This window comes from Aestuariivirga sp., assembly GCF_044238155.1.
GTDB lineage: Bacteria > Pseudomonadota > Alphaproteobacteria > Rhizobiales > Aestuariivirgaceae > Aestuariivirga.
The window spans coordinates 1-17,918 of the sequence record NZ_JBIIDX010000063.1 but is presented as its reverse complement, the minus strand read 5'-3'; the positions used below and the strand labels follow the sequence as shown (position 1 = coordinate 17,918).

The 17,918-nt window shown below is 59.2% G+C and carries 22 protein-coding genes and 1 tRNA gene; 8 read left to right on the top strand and 15 right to left on the bottom strand.

Annotation, left to right across the window (positions count from 1 at the left end; all coding sequences use genetic code 11):
• Positions 1-139 precede the first annotated feature (139 nt).
• From ACILRN_RS08440 to ACILRN_RS08425, 4 genes are read right to left on the bottom strand one after another with little or no spacing between them, the layout of a single operon-like run.
• Positions 140-1,576 carry a YcjX family protein gene (locus ACILRN_RS08440; protein WP_395687311.1) on the bottom strand — a complete coding sequence of 479 codons (1,437 nt, stop codon included), beginning with the start codon at positions 1,574-1,576 and terminating at the stop codon, positions 140-142.
• A 58-nt stretch (positions 1,577-1,634) separates the two neighbouring features.
• Positions 1,635-2,162, bottom strand: coding sequence for a SixA phosphatase family protein (locus tag ACILRN_RS08435; protein ID WP_395687308.1), 528 nt, complete (start codon positions 2,160-2,162; stop codon positions 1,635-1,637).
• A gap of 33 nt (positions 2,163-2,195) precedes the next feature.
• Positions 2,196-3,119: a homoserine O-succinyltransferase gene (metA, locus tag ACILRN_RS08430; RefSeq protein WP_395687307.1), complete on the bottom strand. Its 924-nt coding sequence runs from the start codon at positions 3,117-3,119 to the stop codon at positions 2,196-2,198.
• A gap of 12 nt (positions 3,120-3,131) precedes the next feature.
• Positions 3,132-3,995, bottom strand: a complete 864-nt coding sequence (locus tag ACILRN_RS08425) for an ATPase (RefSeq protein WP_395687305.1) — start codon at positions 3,993-3,995, stop codon at positions 3,132-3,134.
• 59 nt (positions 3,996-4,054) lie between these two features.
• On the opposite strand from ACILRN_RS08425, the gene ACILRN_RS08420 reads away from it, so the two are divergent.
• The gene (locus tag ACILRN_RS08420; RefSeq protein ID WP_395687303.1) at positions 4,055-5,362 is read left to right on the top strand and encodes an NAD(P)/FAD-dependent oxidoreductase; all 1,308 of its coding nucleotides are present in this window, start codon (positions 4,055-4,057) and stop codon (positions 5,360-5,362) included.
• A gap of 12 nt (positions 5,363-5,374) precedes the next feature.
• Here the strand turns inward: ACILRN_RS08420 and ACILRN_RS08415 are convergent, their stop codons facing one another.
• Positions 5,375-6,211 carry an AAA family ATPase gene (locus ACILRN_RS08415; protein ID WP_395687301.1) on the bottom strand — a complete coding sequence of 279 codons (837 nt, stop codon included), beginning with the start codon at positions 6,209-6,211 and terminating at the stop codon, positions 5,375-5,377.
• A 203-nt stretch (positions 6,212-6,414) separates the two neighbouring features.
• Between ACILRN_RS08415 and dksA the strand changes: the two genes are divergently transcribed.
• A complete protein-coding gene (gene dksA, locus ACILRN_RS08410; protein WP_395687299.1) occupies positions 6,415-6,831 on the top strand; it encodes an RNA polymerase-binding protein DksA in 417 nt (138 codons plus the stop codon).
• A gap of 89 nt (positions 6,832-6,920) precedes the next feature.
• Positions 6,921-7,193, top strand: coding sequence for a hypothetical protein (locus tag ACILRN_RS08405; protein WP_395687297.1), 273 nt, complete (start codon positions 6,921-6,923; stop codon positions 7,191-7,193).
• 24 nt (positions 7,194-7,217) lie between these two features.
• Here ACILRN_RS08405 and ade read toward each other — a convergent pair whose 3' ends face one another.
• The 3 genes from ade to ACILRN_RS08390 all read right to left on the bottom strand — a co-directional run bounded on the left by ade (position 7,218) and on the right by ACILRN_RS08390 (position 11,119).
• Positions 7,218-9,011: an adenine deaminase gene (gene ade, locus ACILRN_RS08400; RefSeq protein ID WP_395687296.1), complete on the bottom strand. Its 1,794-nt coding sequence runs from the start codon at positions 9,009-9,011 to the stop codon at positions 7,218-7,220.
• A gap of 47 nt (positions 9,012-9,058) precedes the next feature.
• The gene (locus ACILRN_RS08395) at positions 9,059-9,862 is read right to left on the bottom strand and encodes an inositol monophosphatase family protein (protein ID WP_395687294.1); all 804 of its coding nucleotides are present in this window, start codon (positions 9,860-9,862) and stop codon (positions 9,059-9,061) included.
• Positions 9,863-10,228: 366 nt separating this feature from the next.
• Positions 10,229-11,119: an N-formylglutamate amidohydrolase gene (locus ACILRN_RS08390; RefSeq protein WP_395687292.1), complete on the bottom strand. Its 891-nt coding sequence runs from the start codon at positions 11,117-11,119 to the stop codon at positions 10,229-10,231.
• A gap of 167 nt (positions 11,120-11,286) precedes the next feature.
• On the opposite strand from ACILRN_RS08390, the gene cpdR reads away from it, so the two are divergent.
• Together cpdR and ACILRN_RS08380 are read left to right on the top strand one after the other, a co-directional pair.
• The gene (gene cpdR / locus ACILRN_RS08385; RefSeq protein WP_395687310.1) at positions 11,287-11,646 is read left to right on the top strand and encodes a cell cycle two-component system response regulator CpdR; all 360 of its coding nucleotides are present in this window, start codon (positions 11,287-11,289) and stop codon (positions 11,644-11,646) included.
• A gap of 72 nt (positions 11,647-11,718) precedes the next feature.
• A tRNA-Val gene (locus ACILRN_RS08380) sits at positions 11,719-11,793 on the top strand.
• Positions 11,794-12,269: 476 nt separating this feature from the next.
• Here the strand turns inward: ACILRN_RS08380 and ACILRN_RS08375 are convergent.
• The 3 genes from ACILRN_RS08375 to ACILRN_RS08365 all read right to left on the bottom strand — a co-directional run bounded on the left by ACILRN_RS08375 (position 12,270) and on the right by ACILRN_RS08365 (position 14,639).
• Positions 12,270-12,863 carry a hypothetical protein gene (locus ACILRN_RS08375; RefSeq protein ID WP_395687290.1) on the bottom strand — a complete coding sequence of 198 codons (594 nt, stop codon included), beginning with the start codon at positions 12,861-12,863 and terminating at the stop codon, positions 12,270-12,272.
• A 543-nt stretch (positions 12,864-13,406) separates the two neighbouring features.
• Positions 13,407-14,261 (bottom strand): adenylate/guanylate cyclase domain-containing protein, encoded by an 855-nt coding sequence (locus ACILRN_RS08370; RefSeq protein ID WP_395687288.1) that lies wholly within the window; start codon positions 14,259-14,261, stop codon positions 13,407-13,409.
• A gap of 3 nt (positions 14,262-14,264) precedes the next feature.
• The gene (locus tag ACILRN_RS08365) at positions 14,265-14,639 is read right to left on the bottom strand and encodes a DUF3307 domain-containing protein (RefSeq protein ID WP_395687286.1); all 375 of its coding nucleotides are present in this window, start codon (positions 14,637-14,639) and stop codon (positions 14,265-14,267) included.
• Between the two features lie 353 nt (positions 14,640-14,992).
• Between ACILRN_RS08365 and ACILRN_RS08360 the strand changes: the two genes are divergently transcribed.
• The gene (locus ACILRN_RS08360) at positions 14,993-15,568 is read left to right on the top strand and encodes a hypothetical protein (RefSeq protein WP_395687284.1); all 576 of its coding nucleotides are present in this window, start codon (positions 14,993-14,995) and stop codon (positions 15,566-15,568) included.
• 12 nt (positions 15,569-15,580) lie between these two features.
• Here the strand turns inward: ACILRN_RS08360 and ACILRN_RS08355 are convergent, their stop codons facing one another.
• The 3 genes from ACILRN_RS08355 to ACILRN_RS08345 are packed head-to-tail and all read right to left on the bottom strand — an operon-like array spanning position 15,581 to position 16,775.
• Positions 15,581-16,033: an RbsD/FucU family protein gene (locus ACILRN_RS08355; RefSeq protein ID WP_395687282.1), complete on the bottom strand. Its 453-nt coding sequence runs from the start codon at positions 16,031-16,033 to the stop codon at positions 15,581-15,583.
• A gap of 60 nt (positions 16,034-16,093) precedes the next feature.
• Positions 16,094-16,534: a MaoC family dehydratase gene (locus tag ACILRN_RS08350; protein WP_395687280.1), complete on the bottom strand. Its 441-nt coding sequence runs from the start codon at positions 16,532-16,534 to the stop codon at positions 16,094-16,096.
• Positions 16,535-16,550: 16 nt separating this feature from the next.
• Positions 16,551-16,775, bottom strand: a complete 225-nt coding sequence (locus tag ACILRN_RS08345) for a hypothetical protein (RefSeq protein ID WP_395687278.1) — start codon at positions 16,773-16,775, stop codon at positions 16,551-16,553.
• Between the two features lie 113 nt (positions 16,776-16,888).
• Here ACILRN_RS08345 and ykgO point away from each other — a divergent pair, with 113 nt between their 5' ends.
• Both ykgO and ACILRN_RS08335 read left to right on the top strand, forming a co-directional pair.
• The gene (ykgO, locus tag ACILRN_RS08340; RefSeq protein WP_290542514.1) at positions 16,889-17,014 is read left to right on the top strand and encodes a type B 50S ribosomal protein L36; all 126 of its coding nucleotides are present in this window, start codon (positions 16,889-16,891) and stop codon (positions 17,012-17,014) included.
• A 91-nt stretch (positions 17,015-17,105) separates the two neighbouring features.
• Entirely contained in the window at positions 17,106-17,690 is a 585-nt protein-coding gene (locus ACILRN_RS08335) for a tetratricopeptide repeat protein (protein WP_395687275.1), read from the top strand.
• Between the two features lie 26 nt (positions 17,691-17,716).
• Here ACILRN_RS08335 and ACILRN_RS08330 read toward each other — a convergent pair.
• The coding region (locus ACILRN_RS08330; protein WP_395687273.1) for a pyruvate kinase alpha/beta domain-containing protein at positions 17,717-17,918 on the bottom strand (202 nt) is incomplete at its 5' end.

Here is a 17,918-nt window from a genome sequence, read left to right as displayed (position 1 = left end):
GCTGGCCGCGCAAGCGGCGCCGGCGGCAGAACGATCACCTGACCGTCATCCGTTTCCGGTTCAAGGTGGATGGCGGATGGCCTTACATGCGGCTCGCCGGTTTCAATGACGAAGGCCTGAGGCCGACGCGCGTCCCCGCTCATTTGAACCTGTCTCCCAGCAAGAATTCCAATGTTCGATCGAGGCGAATGTGTGGCCAGGCTCCATCCCTTGCGGCTGGTGGCCGGAAGCGGAGGAACCTGAGCTTGCCCTCGAGAGAACCGTCAAGGGCTTTGTTCGCATCTTTCGGCAGATCACCTGGAAACACCGCCGCTTCGGTGTGGCCGTCGAAGTAGGTTTCGCCAATTGTTTCGCCACCGAGTGGAATCCCCGCAATGCAGTCGAGCGTCTCACCCTTTTGGCGAACACGCGCCTCGCGGGTGGCGCGAATGGCGCTCAGCGCGGCAACATCAATTCCGGCACCCTGGCAGGAAGCTCGATCCATTGCCTGTGCGACAAGCAGTCTGAGGATGTTTTCCAGCCGGTCATGGCTGGTGTGGTGGAGGAGATCCGCCTTCGTGGCGGCAAACAGCACACGGTCGATGCGGCGGCCAAATAGAGCGGAGAGAGGCGAGTTCGCACCCTGGCGGAAGCAGGCGAGAATGGCGGTAAGTGTCTGTTCGAGATCTCTTACGGCAAAAGCCCCGGCGTTCAAGGCGCTGAGGGCATCCACCAGAATCACCTGCCGGTCCAGCCGTGCGAAATGGTCAAAGAAGAATGGCTTCACGATGGTTGCGACGTAGGATTGGTAACGCCTTTCCATCAGTGCACCGAGAGTGCCCTTCTGCAGCACTGCGTCCGGAGCGATGTCGAGTGGAGCAAATGCCAGCAGCGGAGACCCCTGATAATCTCCGGGCATCAGGAACCGGCCCGGCGGCAGGCTTGAGAGCGCGACATCGTCGGCGCGGCAACGCGCCAGATAGGCTGTGAATAATCCTGCGGCTTTTATGGCCATAGCCTCATCGGCAGGCATCGATGGCGCCAGTGCTGCAAGCATGTCGTGCCATGCCGCTGCATGGGCCCGACGGGGCGCTGAGCGGCTTGCTCTGACCGTGGCTGCTGACCATTCTGCATAACTCGTTCGCAGCAGTGGCAGGTCCAGCAGCCATTCTCCTGGATAGTCCACGATATCGATGTGCAGGCGGCCGCCGCCCAGCGTGCGGGCCAGCAGGCCTGATGGCACATATTCCACGGTGATCCGTAGCTGGCTGATGCGGCGCGTGCTTTCCGGCCAATGACGATTGTCGCCGGACAGAGCATTGGCATGACTTTCGAACTCAAACCGCGGCAGTGTATCATCAGGTTGCGGTTCGAGATAGCAACGGGTGATCCGGCCGCCGCTCAGCGCTTCGAAGGCAGGGAAGCGCCCACCCTTCAGAAGGGCGTTGACGACTGCCGTGATGAAGACTGTCTTGCCAGCGCGCGACAGCCCCGTCACACCGAGCCGTAACGACGGGCTGACGAGCCCCGTGGCGAAATCCGCGAGGTTGCCTGCCGCCAGGCGTGTGCCGTCTATAATGCTGCTGAAACTTGCGATGACAATCCACCCCTGTGCCGGCTTAGGTGGTGGGTTCTGACTGGCAAGGCAAGGGCATTCACTCCTCCATGAGGTCCCGCGGACGGATAAATGCCGCAAGATGCCCGGCGCCAGCCGCAGTCTGCGCCCAGTCCCGGCCAGGGAATGTGAATACCGCGAGCCCAGCCGTTGGATATTTTTCCGCCATTTGCCGACGCTGCCGTGCTGGTGCGGAACCTGACAGCCGCAGCGCCAGTGCCTGGGTCGCCGGATTGTGCGTGACCAGCAGGAGGCGCCTGACGCCTTCTGCATCCTTGCGGATGGCGTCCAGCAGGGCAGAGCCGTCCCCGAAGTCATATAGGCTGTCCGGGAAGAGCGATTTCACCGGCGGCAGGGCACGTGCCGCGATCTCCCAGGTCTCGCGGGTGCGACGCGCGGGTGAACAGAGGACAAGATCGGGCACAAGGTCGTGCTCGGCCAGATAGCGCCCGATGCGTTCTGCTGCACGACGTCCACGTGCCGCCAGAGGCCTGTCGATGTCACGAAGCTCATGTTCACCGATCTCGGCCTTCGCATGGCGCAGCAGCAGAAGCTGTCGGTCCGGCATGACGGCCTTTTCCCTCAGACATGAAGCGCAAGACTAGGCCTGATGGCCGATCTCCGAAAGAGCAAACGGTGTGGTCTGATAGACCGCGTTGATCCAGTTGCCAAACAACAGATGGGCATGGCTGCGCCAGCGGTTCTCGGGCGGCAACTGCGGATCGTTTCTGGGGAAGTAGTTGGCCGGGATGGTGATGGGCTTGCCCGCCTTGTGATCTCGCCAGTACTCGTCGGCGAGAGATGTGGTGTCGTATTCAATGTGATTGAACATGTAGAGTGCGCGGTGAAGTGGATCGTCGATTAGGCACAAGCCTGCCTCATCCGACTCCATCAGCACTTCGAGGCTTCCGCCCCGTGGAAGATCGGCCAGGCGATTTTCGGTCCAGCGGGATACCGGAACAGAAAAATCATCCGAGAAGCCGCGCAGAAAGGGAGAGCTGGGGCTGAGGTTGCGGTGGCAGTAGACACCAAATCGCTTTTCCCCAAGCGCATGCTTCGGCACCTTGTGAAAATGGTAAAGGGCAGCCTGAGCGCCCCAGCAGATGCACAAGGTGGAGTGGACGTTGGTCTGGGTCCAGGCGAAAATCCGGCTGAGTTCTGGCCAGTAGGTCACGTCTTCAAACTCCAGCAGCTCTACGGGCGCACCTGTGACAATGAGACCATCAAACTTGCGGGTCTTCACGTCCTCCCAGTTCTCGTAGAAGGCCAGCATGTGCTCGGCCGGCGTGTTCCTTGGCGTGTGGCTGGTGATCTTGATGAGCGTGAGGTCGACCTGCAGTGGTGTGGCTCCGATAAGGCGTGCAAACTGCGTCTCAGTCTTGATCTTGTTGGGCATGAGGTTGAGCAGGCCAATCTGCAGTGGGCGAATGTCCTGACGGGCAGCGGTAGCCTCTGTCATGACCATGACGCCCTCGGCTTCGAGCGTATGGCGGGCCGGGAGATCGTTGGGAATTCGGATGGGCATGGGAACCGGGGCTTATCTCGATTGATCGATCGTCGCGGCGACGAGGGCGGTGAAATCCTCCTCCGACTGTACGGAGGGAACGTCACGCATTCGGATCGTATAGCCGAAGTTATCCGCGATCGCCTTATACAGAGGGATGCGATGGTGAAGAAGTTGTTCAAAGCCCCAGACGGCAAAGCCGTCGGGATCGACATCTTCATCGCGGGAAATGCCCTGAAGAGCCTTGTATTCGGCCCATTTGGCATCCAGAAACTGCGGCTGGTAATACATGGGCTTGGGCGCCTTGCGGAAACGCTCGACCAGCATGCGCGTATGTTCCGGGGTGCCTTCTACAAACAGCAGAACCGAGTGTTCCGCGAGACAGGACAGCACCGGGTCGAGTGGGTTGGCGGGGTTGACCACTTCACACAGCGAGCCGCCAGAGTCGCAGACGAAATTATCGTACTGATAGATGTCATTTGCCTTGCCGATGAAGGCGGGAACATCCAGCAATGCGGCGATCTCGGCTTCACGGTGCTGGCGCTGGCGGATCTTGTATTCCGCAAAGGAGATGCCGCCCTTGTCAGGGTTGCCGGGCTTGCCAAGATAGGTCGACAGCGGCTTCAGGTGGTCGAAGGTAATGTTTGACTGGATGTGGATCGAGTCCGACAGCAGCAGGTCCCGCAGGAAGGGGACGCGCATCGCCTCGCGCTTGAAGTTGTCGACGATATGCTCGCCCATGTAGCGGGTGCCGATCCGATAGTCGACGGAATAGTGATACCAGCCCGTCTCCTGAAGCAGGTTGGACAGTGTCGTCTTGCCCACACCGGACATGCCGAATATGGTGACTGCCTTGTGGCGTCGGCTGACGAAGTCTTTGCCCGAAGAAAATCGCATGATGGCTTTCCATAGCGGAAGGCATGGGGCCGGGGCAACTGGTGGGATTCGGAAACAGGATGATTGGCGCGGACCATTCCGGCGATACCTGGTATGAGGCAACCGTCAGCAGGTATAGCGCGCGAACCTTCCTGCGTGGCCAGCGGGAGGCCGAGGTCTGTGTGATCGGCGGCGGCCTCGCCGGGCTTACCACCGCCCTGGAACTGGCTCGGAGCGGAGTGTCGGTTCTGTTGCTGGAGGCGCGGCGACTGGCCTGGGGAGCGTCGGGCCGAAACGGCGGGTTCGTGTCCAACGGCTTTGCCTGTTCCATCGACAGTGTCGAACGGCGGCTTGGTCTTGATGCGGCGAGGTCACTCTACGGCCTGTCACGCCTCGGAACTGACTACGTCCGCGCCGAAATTGCCGTGACGGACCCGGGCATTCGCATGGGCGACGGCTGGCTTGGTTGCCTGCGCTATGCCGATCCGGTCGGCAAGCAGGCGTCGGTTGCGAAGATGGCGAGTGACTACGGTCAGGAGGTTCAATATCTAGATGTTGCTGCCACGCGACAGCGCGTCGCCACCCGCCGCTACTTCCAGTCTGGTCTTGATCCAACGGCCTTCCACGTTCACCCCTTGCGCTATGCGCTGATGCTGGCTGCGAAGGCGGAGGCTGCAGGTGCCCAGCTCTGCGAGGGGTCGCCCGCGCTGACAGTCAAGCGAGACGGCGCTGGGTACAGCGTGCGTACTCCTGGCGGGGAGGCGCGGGTTCGTCATGTGGTTTACTGCGTGTCGTCGCTGGACCGCAGGCTGCACAGGCCGACGGGACGTGCCGTCCTGCCGGTGGCGACGTATGTTGCAGTAACGGAACCCTTGACGCAGGACGTCATCCGTACCCGGAGTGCAGTTTCCGACTCGCGCAGGGCAGGTAATTACTTCCGGCTGGTCGATGACTGTCGGCTGCTGTGGGGCGGCGCCATCACCACGCGTGTCTCCGAGCCGAGGCAACTGGCCGAACGCATGAAAGCCGACATGGTTTCTGTGTTTCCGGAGCTTGGCAACCCACGCATCGATTTTGCTTGGGCTGGGCTGATGGGCTACGCTAGGCATTTCATGCCACTCATCGGTACAGATGGTGAGGGGCAATGGTGGGCCACGGCCTTCGGTGGGCACGGCATGAACACGACGGCAATGGCCGGTGTGCTGCTTGCCCGCGCGATCGCCAGCCGGGATGATGAGTACCGTCGGTTTTCTGCTTACGGGCCTCGCTGGGCGGGCGGTCCGTTCGGACGTGCTGCCGTTCAATCCGGGTATTGGTACATGCAGCTCAAAGACCGGCTCGACGAACGTCGCTCCCACGCATCACGCGAGCAGGAGAGCAGCGGATAAGAGGCCGTTGTGCTAGCGCCTTGTCATGAATGCGAGCTTCTCGAACAACATCACATCCTGCTCGTTCTTCAGCAGGGCGCCATGCAGAGGCGGGATGACCTTGCGTGGATCGCGCTCGCGCAGGGTTTCAGGCAGTATGTCTTCGTTCAGAAGCAGTTTCAGCCAGTCGAGAAGCTCGGATGTTGATGGCCTCTTGCGCAGGCCTGGCACCTCGCGCAGCTCGAAGAAAAGGCTCAGCGCCTCGGCAACGAGCTGCTTCTTTATGCCCGGGAAATGAACATCCACAATTGCCTGCATGGTTTCGGCGTCCGGGAAACGTATGTAGTGAAAGAAGCAGCGGCGAAGAAAGGCGTCCGGGAGTTCCTTCTCGTTGTTGGAGGTGATGATGACGATCGGCCTTTGCACTGCCTTGACCGTTTCACCAGTCTCGTAGACGAAGAATTCCATGCGATCGAGTTCCTGCAGCAGATCATTCGGGAACTCGATGTCAGCCTTGTCGATTTCGTCGATGAGAAGAACAGGTCGCTCGGTTGTTGTGAAGGCCTCCCACAGCTTGCCGCGGCGGATGTAGTTCGCGATGTCGTTCACGCGGTCATCACCCAGCTGAGAGTCACGCAGGCGTGCCACCGTGTCATATTCATAAAGGCCTTGCTGGGCCTTGGTCGTGGACTTGATGTGCCATTCGATGATCGGAATTTCGAGAGCGCTGGCAATCTCGCGGGCCAGCACGGTCTTGCCGGTACCCGGCTCACCCTTCACCAGCAAGGGCCGCTGTAGCACGATGGCCGCGTTGACGGCCGTCTTGAGATCATCGGTAGCCACATAGCCTGCCGTTCCTTCGAAGCGCATGATGCGACCTTCCTCTTCCGATCCTCGACCGGTGGTTCTTGTGCCACTCCGACAGCTTTATGGCAAATGTCAATAAACCGTCGTCGAATCAGCGTGATAGCGGAGTTGTGGACGGCGCTGCCGCGGCCCTGAGGCAGCTATTGTGGAAGCCGGAGGTGGAAGCTATAAGCCCGCGCCAGCGGGTGGTCATCAGAGAGTTCGAAATGGCTGTTACAGTCGACGAAACCTACAAGCCCAGTGACGACGAGCCGTTCATGAATGAGCGGCAGCGCGAGTATTTCCGGCTCAAGCTTTTGGTCTGGAAGGACGACATCCTGAAGGAGAGCAAGGAGACGATCGCGCATCTTCAAGATGAGAATCACGTTCTGCCGGACCTTGCGGACCGAGCATCATCTGAAACCGATCGTTCGCTTGAGTTGCGCACAAGGGACCGGCAGCGCAAGCTCATCTCCAAGATCGACGCGGCTCTGAAGCGGATCGAGGACGGGTCGTATGGCTATTGCGAAGAGACCGGCGAGCCCATCAGCCTCAAGCGGCTCGATGCACGGCCGATTGCTACGCTGTCAATCGAAGCGCAAGAGCGTCATGAACGCCGAGAACGCGTCTACCGCGACGACTGAACTCGTTTCCGCTGTCCGATTTTCTACCTATTTCCATTTTGCCGGAGTTGGGTAGGGTGAAGCTAACTCAATAAGAAAGGCTTGCGATCATGCGATTCACTTCTGCCGTACTGCTGCTGGCACTGTCTGCTGCGCCGGCCCTTGCTGGCCAGACCGAGGCCCAGAACTGTGCGGCGGGACTTGATGCCAATGGCCAGCTCATCTTCAATGCCGTGCTGCCGCAGGTCACGCCCTCGGTGGATCTCAAGGGCGCGGTGACAACGGCCACCAAGTCGCTCGTTACCTCCGGTCAGATCACGCGCGCTGATGCCCGTCCAGCTGCCATGGCTGCAGGCGAATGCCTGAAGCTGGCCATGCAGTAGGCTGGAACGGCATCAGGGTAGGCCTTACAGAAAGAGGTCCACCTTTTCGAAACGCCGGACGTCGACAAGTCCGGTGTCAGAAATCCGTAATTCGGGAATGACGACAAGTGCCAGCAGCGAGTGCTGCATATAGGCATTGTTGAGTGAACAACCGCATGACTTCATGGCCTCGAGCAGGGCACCTGCCTTAGCCGCAACTATTTCTGCCCGTTCATCAGACATGAGCCCGGCGATCGGCAGTTCGACGAGTGCAAGTTGATCGCCCTTGCTGACAACCACGGCGCCGCCTCCCACCTTTCGAAGAATGTTTGCAGCCGTCGCCATGTCGCTGCGGCTGGTTCCCACCACGATCATGTGATGGCTGTCATGCGCAACGGTCGTCGCCACCGCGCATTCCACGTTGTAGCCGAAACCTGACACGAATGCATTGGTTACGCCGCCAGTGGCGCGGTGGCGCTCGACCAAAGCAATCTGGCAGACGCCAGAGCTGATGTCCGCCTCCACTAGGCCCGACCTCACTTTCAGCCGCATGTCCAGTGCCCGCGTCGGAGCCTGATTTTCAATGACGCCGATGACCCGTGCGGTGACGTCATTGGCCCCTTTTGGTGCTACAATGGAAAAATCTTCGGCGGAGAGGTCCCGCTTCATGTTGATCGTATTCTTGGCGGATGGTGGATACCGAAAGGCGGGAACATCGGTGGTGAGCCGGCCTGCTTCAGCCAGCAGTCTGCCGCGCGCAACCACCATCTCGACAGGCAGGCTGACGAGGTCAGAGGTGATGATGAGATCAGCGCGGCGGCCGGGCGTGATCGAACCCAGTTCGCGCTCCAGCCCGAAGTGCTGCGCCGTATTCAGCGTTGCCATCTGTATGGCAGTGATTGGCTTCAACCCCTGGGCAATGGCATGGCGCACCACCCGGTTCATGTGACCGTCATTCACAAGAGTGCCGGAATGCGAATCATCCGTACACAGAATGAAATTCCGCGAATCGAGACCATCTTCAGTGATAGCCTTGACTTGGGTTGCCACATCATACCAGGCCGAGCCCAGGCGCAGCATGGCGCGCATTCCCTGGCGCACTCGAGCGATGGCATCTTCGCGGCGTGTACCCTCGTGATCATCGGCTGGCCCGCCAGCCGCATAGGCATGGAAGGCAAGGCCAAGATCGGGTGAGGCGTAATGACCTCCCACCGTCCTTCCGGCGTTCTGGGTGGCTGCGATCTCCGCCAGCATTTTGCTGTCACCGGCAATCACCCCAGGGAAGTTCATCATTTCGCCAAGGCCGATGATGTTGGGCCAGTTCATGGCCTCGCGAACATCATCTGGGCCAAGCTCGGCTCCGGCATTTTCGAGCCCGGGGGCGCTTGGCACGCAGGACGGCATTTGCACGAAGATATTGATGGGGAGCTCCATTGCTTCATCGTGCATGAGCCGGACGCCGGCAAGACCCAGAACATTTGCGATTTCGTGGGGATCAATGAACATTGACGTCGTTCCATGTGGAATCACGGCGCGAGCGAATTCCGTGACTGTGACCATGCCGCTCTCAACATGCATGTGGGCGTCGCACAGGCCAGGGACCAGATAACGACCATCCGCCAGGATGACTCGGGTGTCGGGTCCGATGGCGTGGGAGGCGTCGGGGCCCACATAGGCAAAGCGCCCCGCCGTGATGGCAATGTCCGTCCGGGGAATGATTTCGCCGGAATGGACATTCACCCAAAGGCCATTGCGGATCACAACGTCCGCCTTGCGCCGGCCCATCGCCGTATCGACCAGAAGTGGTGCAGTCTCGGCCCAGCTCTTCAGTGTGCTCATCGGGAACCCCTTCTCTTTGGAGTACTATAGGCGAGTATGGCGAGCTCTCAAGGGTTCGAAGGCTTGTGTGCCATTATGGCGAGCGCCTCGGCGAGCAGCGAGTCGGAGCCTGCGGTTATGACGTTGCCGCCATGCGAGAGATTTCCGCCGGTCCATTCCGCTGCGACACCGCCGGCGCCGGTAATGATGGGAAGCAGGGGCGTGATGTCATAAGGCTGCAGACCGCAATCCATGGCGATGTCGATATGTCCTGCTGCAACCATGCAGAAGAAATAGGAATCGCCCCCGTATCGTGTGAGCCTGGCCGCCTCGCGAAGGGTCTGGAAGCGGCGCTGGTTCTCTCTGCTGCGATAGAGTTCGGGAGCGGTCGTGCCGATGGTGGCGCGTGCCAATTCCACGCCGCTCCGGGTCGACATCTTCGTGACGTGGCCGCGGTAGTCATGCCATGCACCCGACGGATTGCCAAAGAACATGTCTCCGACCACTGGCTGGTTCATGAGGCCCAGAACCGGTCGCCCCTCGAAACTCAGCCCGATCAGTGTGGCCCAAGTTGGCATGCCGCACACGAAGGCGCGTGTTCCATCGACCGGGTCCAGCACCCAGGTGAATGGCGAACGGCCGTCCTTCACGCCATATTCCTCCCCGTGAATGGCATGGTCTGGGTACTGTTTCTCGATCAGACTGCGAATGATCCGTTCACCGGCACGGTCGCCTTCTGTGACAGGATCCCACACGGGGCCGTCTTTCTCCTGAATCTCGGTGTTGCGGCGGAAATAGGGAAGGATTGCCCCTGCGGCCTGGTGCGCCAGGGTTATCGCGAAACGGGTGAGGTCCTCCCAGTCAGGTGTCATGTTTAAACCCTGCCAGATAACCCGGCCGCCCCCGCAACGCCCAAGCCGTGATCGATGCTGCGCTGCAACAGCCAGACCACGTTAGCCAGACCACGTTATGCATGAAACGCATGGCGATCCGCTTTTTGACCGATTCTATAAGATTAGGGCAATTTATCATTGGCTTAGATCTGATTTGCCAAGTGAGATCGGATGGTGATCCGGCGCAAGTCACACATTCTTGGCTGCATGATCTTGATTCAGACATATCGCACTGCCATATGACGTAAGGCGAGGCAGAGATGCTTCGTTGCCCTTCCTGGGCGTTTCCTCCCTAGACTTGGGCCGATCACCATGGTGCATCGGCCCTTTTTTTCTGACAGATCGTCATTCGGCTGCCAGTTGCCGCGGCGTCATATGCGCCTCAAGGTAGTTGAGCAGCTCGCGGTTCAGGTCTGCAAGGATGGTCCTGACAGCTTCGAACTCTGCTGTCTTATCAAGCGTTGTTTCATTCATGTAGAGGCTGCGGTTGATCTCGATCTGCAGTGCGTGCTGACCGCGGTGTGGCGCGCCATGGTTCTGGGTGGTGAAGCCGCCGGCATACGGCTTGTTGCGAAGAACTCTTAGCCCGTGGTGGCGAAGCTTTGCCTCCACGAGCTCTGTGATGTGTTCGGCGCATGAGGTTCCGAATCGGTCGCCGAGGACCACGTCGACGGGTCCGGTCCCTGGAGGGGCAACATGGGCCGTGGCACTTGCCGGCATCGAGTGGCAATCGACCAGCAGGACCTCGCCGGTCTTGGCCAGGACGGCCTGCGCAAGCGCCGACAGCGTCCGGTGATAGGGGATGTGAATTCCCTCGATGCGCTGTTGCGCCTCGGCATAGTCTATGCGGCCGCGGTAGATGTCCTCACCCTCGGATACGATGCGAGGGATCGTTCCCAGCCCTCCGGCCACGCGCGGTGAAGAGGTGTTCGCGTGGCCTGGCAAGTCGCCGGTAAACATGCGTGGATCAAGCTCGTAAGGCTCACGGTTGAGGTCAATGAAGCTGCGGGGCACGCGGGCGCGGAGCATGGGTGCGCCATGGCTGACGCAGGACAGGAAGAGCTCGTCGACGTAGCAGTCTTCCGACTTTCGGAGTTTGCGGACAGGAAGACGGGTCAGGCGCAGAAAGCCGGCCGGAAAATCACGCCCGCTGTGCGGGGAGTTGAACACGGCTGGAGCAGTCCACTCGGCAGGCGAGACGATTTCAAACGGGGGTGAGGCTTGGCTATCCGACATGCCGACTCTTTGTGAATTGCCGATTTCTCACTACTATCACCGAGCGTCCCGGGCCTGTCCAGTGCCGCACCTGGCTTTCATTCACCGTTTACCAGGCTGCTCTAAGTGACTGCAAATTGGGATGGGCCTGCGGGACGGGTTCGGACTGGGTGACGGCAAAGATAATGATGGCCAAGATACTGCTTGCGGAAGACGACGACGACATGCGGAACTTCCTCGTAAAGGCTCTGCAGAAGGCCGGTCACGAGGTAACGAGCTTCAGCGAGGGGCTCAGCGCCTATGAGGAAATCAAGCAGACCAGCTTTGACCTGCTGCTCACCGACATCGTCATGCCTGAAATGGATGGAATCGAGCTGGCAAGGCGTGCTGCGGAACTCGATCCTCGACTGAAGATCATGTTCATCACCGGCTTTGCGGCCGTCGCACTGCACCCGGATTCCAAGGCGCCCAAGGACGCAAAGGTACTGTCGAAGCCGTTCCATCTGCGTGATCTGGTGAACGAGGTCGAGCGCCTGATGGCCGCCTGACGGCAGCTGTGCCCGCGGGGCTTGCGCCCCCGACCTGCCGCCGCTATAGGGGCGTCCACGATGTCATTACGTGGGTGGTTAGCTCAGCGGTAGAGCACTACCTTGACATGGTAGGGGTCACAGGTTCGATCCCTGTACCACCCACCATAATTCTTCAAGATATTGATAAGAATAGATCTTTTGAATTCAGGTCCGCCCTCGCGGATTGTCCGGGATCAGCGCTTCCGAGTTTGTTTGGTCGAAGTGATGAAATAAGGTCATCTGACGTATGCAAGCTCTTACGAACAGAGCAGATGGTCTGAGACCTAGGGTCCGCCAAATTGCAAACTCAGAACAAAGCCGGCGGAGGCACCCTCTGCTGTTGCGGCCTTTCGACCGGTCGTCTTGTTCGCTGGGGTGCCGGCGATCCTCGCAAACATACAGATGGGATCCGGTGCGAAATCATTGCCCTCCGTCCGACTAAGAGGCTTGGCGTGGCGAGACATTGGGAAATGGCTCCTCCGACTTTTTCAGACGGAGAGATACAGACGTGTATGATCGCTTTGCGCAGGTTGTGTTCTCGAGCGTGAGGGAAGTCTGTGGGCATGTTTCGGAGCATGGAGTGGACAGTCCAAACATAACCTTCACAAAAATGATTGCGGTACCCCTCCGGTTGTATTCGCCACGTACCAGTCGCTAAATATGCTCGGATTATCGCTCCACTGTCGGAAGTCCAGCGCTCCGTCCTTGGTGGCTAATTTAAGCGCCTCGGCAAGGTGCTTCTGCAGATCCACGTTTGTAGGATCGATAGACATTGCGAAATCCTCGCCAAAATCACGAAGGTCGATGGTCAGTACAGAGTGATTGAGACCTTGCCGGTAGCGGTTACCTATTTCTCCGCGAGCGATTGCATCGATCTCACCAGACTTGAGGGCCAAAAGGAGTTCATTTTCTCCCGCATACTGTCTGAAAACGCTGCCTGGCAGACCCACCTCTTTACCGCGCAGCCATGCAAAGGTTTCACCAGTCGTACCGGGTACCACGACTATGATCATTTTGGTCCCTGCAAATGATTTGTATCCAACAATCCGGCCACTTTCATAATCAGACCGCCGGACGAGCAGTGACTGCGCAAATGTTGCGGTGGTCGAACTAAAGATTGCGCCTTCATCCTTTCTGGCCTGTGTTGGCGTAATTCCAGCAACAGCGGCGTCGCATCCTAGTTTGGTGGGGGTCACCCAGATACCGTCAAATTACTCGACCTGAATGAAGTCTATCGAAACGCCCCACTGCTGAGTGGCAAGGCAGGAGGAGCCTGTATCGTAATCAAAGAGGAGTGATACTGATGATGACATACTGGATTCGCGTCACTGTTTTCTGTCATTTCAGCCAGTATGCGTTACCTTCAGTCAAATGTATCGCTACGGCAGTCAACTTCAGGCCCTGATAAATGAGTCCTGACCCTAAGTTGCTCCTGTCAGCGTTCTGTGGCCTCCCTTGGTAAGACAGTCGAAAGTTTCCTTTAGTTGACATGCGCGGGAGACAACGAAAAGCTCCGAACCGTCTCAAGCCGGGCTTGAATCCTTAGCACATCCTCTCGAGGCTTGAAGCGGATCGCGAATATGGGAGTTGCGGTACTCGCCGTTGTCATCATCACTCCTCGTCTTGTCATGGGTTCTTCTACTCCATCAGCCAGCAGTTCGAGAACGTGTCTCGGGAAGGGTTGGCTTTTCGGTAGCGGCTGGTTGTTCATTGCCGGTCTCGGGACCGAACGTGCGGGCCTAGCGTTGACCCTTATCGGCGATGGCGTCGTCCTGGTCCGCGTTGGAGCTTGCCACTACCCGGTAGAGGCGCTCGGGAGTGGTGAACCCCTTGAGAATTGCGGGTTCGCGTTCGATCAGCGGGATCCGGTCGTGAACGAGCGCCCATGTCGTGTGCGATACGAGAATTTCATCCGTCTCGGCGAGAGACTGGATTCGGGCGGCGAGATTCATGGCACCTCCGATCGCGGTGTAGTCCATTCGAGTAGAGCTGCCAAAATTTCCAACCGTGCAGCAACCCGTGTTGATGCCGATGCGGCAGTGGATCGGCCGCTGGATACCTCGTGCAGCCCAATTCTTGCGCAATTCTGGCAGCCGCTTCTGGATCTCGATTGCCATCTCGACGCAGCGCAAGGCATCGGTCACCTCTCCGGCTGAGTCTGGATCACCGAAGAAAGCCACCACGGCATCGCCGATGTATTTGTTGACGGTGGCGCCGTAGCGATGTGCGGTGGTCGTCACGTCGGTCATGTATTCGTTGAGAAGTGACGCCAGCTCTTCAGGTTCAAGGCTGTCGGTGATTTCCGTGAAGCCTACGATGTCGGAAAAGAAGATCGTGAGATTCTTTCTGGTTGCGTGGATCTGCACATCACGCCTACCAGAGAAAATCGCCTGATAGACTTGGGGTGCGAGGTAAAGCGACAACTTCTCTGACAGATCTTGTAGCTGTTGGTTCTTTCGGTCGAGTTCCGCCTCGATTACATCGCTGTGCGCAAGCGTCGCCTCATAGAGCAATTGCATGTCGCTGAGTTCAGCGCGCAGGCGTTTGATCGTGTCTTCCTGTGTTTGGCAAGATGGTGAACGGTCAGTCGGCATGGATCATCCTGAAATTAGCCATACGATGACGAGGTAGGATATCTGATGTAGTGCCTGATCCACGCCGTTCAGCCACCAGAATTGCTTGTCGCGCGGCGTCCAGCCCATGCGGAGGGTCCACCCATCCTTCACCCAGTCAAGGTGATAGTGAAACACTGCCTCACCCAGCATGATTGCGAGGAGGAGCGGTAAGCTGACATGAGCGACGAGCAGGATGGGCAGCGTGAGCGCGGCGTGAATGGCAACATGCAGGAGGCCTCCGCCATGCCCCCAGATACGGCGATGATCCAGAATGTAGCGGCTCTGGAGAACGTAATCGCCGAGGACATGCTTGATCTGGAAGGCGCCGAGCAGAAGCAGGAGACCGAGTTCGTTCAAGACTTGCTGACCCTGGTTGAAACGCGAGGTCTGGACCTTAGATCAAGAACCGATCTGATTGAAACAGCGCCGTTCGGCCGCGGTGGTGCGGACCGGCGGGGGCGTCCTGGCGGGAGCAGCCTGAAACGGAGATTGGGGGTGTTGGATGGTTCGACCGGGCCATCGGCCTTCTCTTCGCAACTCTCCTGTCCACACCGCGAAACTCCTCCGGCGGCGCAGTTTCAATCAGGTCGGCGCTTGCTCTACTGGCTGAGCTCAGTGGGTCAATCATGGGGGAGCGGTGGTTTCCCATGAGTTGTTTGCCCGGCATGCGTCCTGGGCTAAGCTGGGCCATGGGGTGGAGAGATATCAACATGAGCCGCCGCAAGCCGCTGCCGCGGGTTGCTGTGGTGCTGCGTGGCGCAGGCGAGGATCACGTCAGTGCGGTGTTCCGCAAGGCGGCTGAGAGGGCGCTTGCCGCCGTAGCTGCCCAGGCACCTGATGCTTCGGCGTTCTCCGCGCCATTCACGGCGGGTTATGTCGCCGGCTATGCCCGCCAGGAGGGCTTGCGGCATGGAGTTGATGCCGAAACGGGTTCAGGCCAGATGCGCCGTCTCGTGGCGGCTCTGGCGGATGGTGCCGTTCCCGCTCTGGCGGATGGCTTGAAGGCACTGCAGTTCCAGCGCCGTGCGCAGGGTGTGTCGTCGCGCAGCCATCTTCAGGCTGGGGATATGATGGCGGATGCTGGTTATCTTGTCGGCCAACTGGAAGCCCTTTGCGGGACCGTTCGCCTGCTGGCGCTCGCTCTGCACGACGAACCGGGGCCTGCCGCACTCTATCTTACGGCCTGTGACCATGCCGCCGACCGGCTCCAGACTCATCAGCCAACGGCAAGCCTGCGCTTCACCGAAGACGAGCGCACCATTCTGCGCGCCGCCTTCTCTGCCTGATGGGGGCCTTTCTCAGGCCTTGGGCGGGATCACACCCTTTTTGAGGATGAAGCAGCCATAGAACCGGGTTTCGCCGGTCACGATCACCGCATAGGACTTGCGCGCCCTTTCGTAGAAGGCGAAACGCTCGACAGAACCCATCGGCCAGGGTTTACCCTCCCACTTGTCGATGATCTTCTGAACCTCGGCTTGAACTGGTGGCACATCTTGGGGTTTGCCGACGATTTCCATGCGTTCAGCGGGCTTATCCACGAAACTGTCGAGCGGGAATACCGAAAGGATTGCATCGATTGCCTCGGCCGCGGTGAGGTTGTCCATGCGCAGGAGTTTGCCGGTGACAGTGTGGCGGGCTACCGAATCTGCCGGGAAATTGGTGTCGCTGATGACCAGATCATCGCCATGCCCCATGGCGCGCAGGCAACGGATCACGTCCGCGTTGAGCCGATTGTCAAAATTCCGCAGCATCTCGATCCTCCCACCAAGGTTCATAAGGCTAGTCGTGCTGCCTGGGGAGTCAAGCCGGTCTCAGTAACCCTCGGGCTTGCCCGGAACCTTGACCAGAGCTTCACCCTCTAGGACCAAAGTGTCACCGACCTTGCAACGGCAAATGAGCTTCACGCGCCGGCCTTTTTCAACGAGTTCCACCACTTCGACGCTGGCTTCCACGTGATCGCCGATGCGCACGGGGGCCCTGAAATTGAGGGTCTGCGAGAGATAGACGGCCCCTGGTCCGGGAAGCCGGGTGCCGATCACCGCCGAAATCAGGCTTGCGGTGTAAAGGCCATGCGCGATGCGCCCTCCAAACGGGGTGCGGGCGGCGAAATGCTCAGACAGATGGATGGGATTTCTGTCACCCGAAATCTCTGCGAATCCTACCACGTCGGAGGATTTTACCTCCTTCACATAGGTCTCCGTCATGCCCAGAGAGAGGTCTTCGAAATAGAGTGTCTGGGTGGGCGGAAGCATGTCTACTCTGGGGAAGTCACTGTCGGCCGGTTATGACGCCGAAAAGGTTGACCAGATGCACCAGCGCCAAAAGGCCAAGGAAGCCGAAGGCCATCAGGACGGGTGTCGTTGGGATCAGCCGAGGCGTGAGGCTTTTGCGCGGGCGCCGCTCAAGCCAGGACATCACCCCCACTCCCCCGGCTCCCGTCAGAAACACGCCGACGGTGATCCAGAGTTCGGTAGTATTTTGCGATGCGGTCATGGGTTCGGTTCGGGTTGGTTGACAGCCGAAAGCCCCCCGGCTATTCAACCGGCCAACACACGTTGGGAGGGGAACTTCCAGCCCCTCTCTGCCCGAAAAGTCAGGTGAAGTCCATGAAAGTCCGTAACTCTTTGAAGTCGCTTCTGAAGCGCCATCGCGACAACCGCATGGTGCGCCGCAAAGGGCGAGTTTACATCATCAACAAGACGAATCCTCGCTTCAAGGCACGCCAGGGCTGATCTTCGTTTCTGAGCCTGTATGTGTGCCGTGATCGGTGATCCGCTCACGGCACTCTTTTATTGCCATGTTAGCCACCATATAATGAGGCTCATGTTGCGAGTCTCATTGATGGTCGGTGCTGTGTTTCTGGTCTCTCCTGCCCTGGCGCAGTCGAGCCAGCTTGACGCATCGTCATCCGCAGTTCCTCTAAAACCTGCTGAGTTGAGGGCTGAACAACTCGATGCACTGTTCGCACTGTTGCATCAGCCTGGCACGGTTGGCGGACCGGTGGAGCAGCAGATCTGGCAGTTGTGGAACTCTTCCGACTCCCCCACGGCGGAAGCCTTGCTTCAGCAATCGGAGCGGGCAATCGCGGCGCAGGCGCCGGTTGAGGCCCTCGCGATCCTCGACCGATTGACTGGAGCGTATCCTGATTTTGCCGAAGCCTGGAACAAGCGCGCCACGCTCTACTTCATTCTGGACCGCTACGACGCCTCGCTGCGCGACATCGAGAAGGTTCTGGACCTCGAGCCTCGCCATTTCGGGGCTCTCACCGGCAAGGGCATGATCCTGATGCGTCAAAAGAAATACGCCGAAGCCCGGGCCGCCTACGAGGAGGCTCTTGCCGTCAACCCCACGCTTCAGGGTGCCGAAGAGGCAATCAACGCAATCGACAGGATCGAGCAGGGCATCTGACGCTGCCCCGGCCGCGTTGCGGAAGCTTATCCGACATAGGCGATGCGAATCATATTCGTCGCACCAGGTGTGCCCAGTGGCAGTCCTGCGGTGATAATGACCCGCTGCCCGACATCAGCAAAACCCTCTTCGCGTGCAATGCGGGTTGCCCGGGTGACCATATCATCGAGGTCGCGCGCATCCTCCGTCAGAACACAGTGCAATCCCCAGACAAGCGCAAGCCTGCGT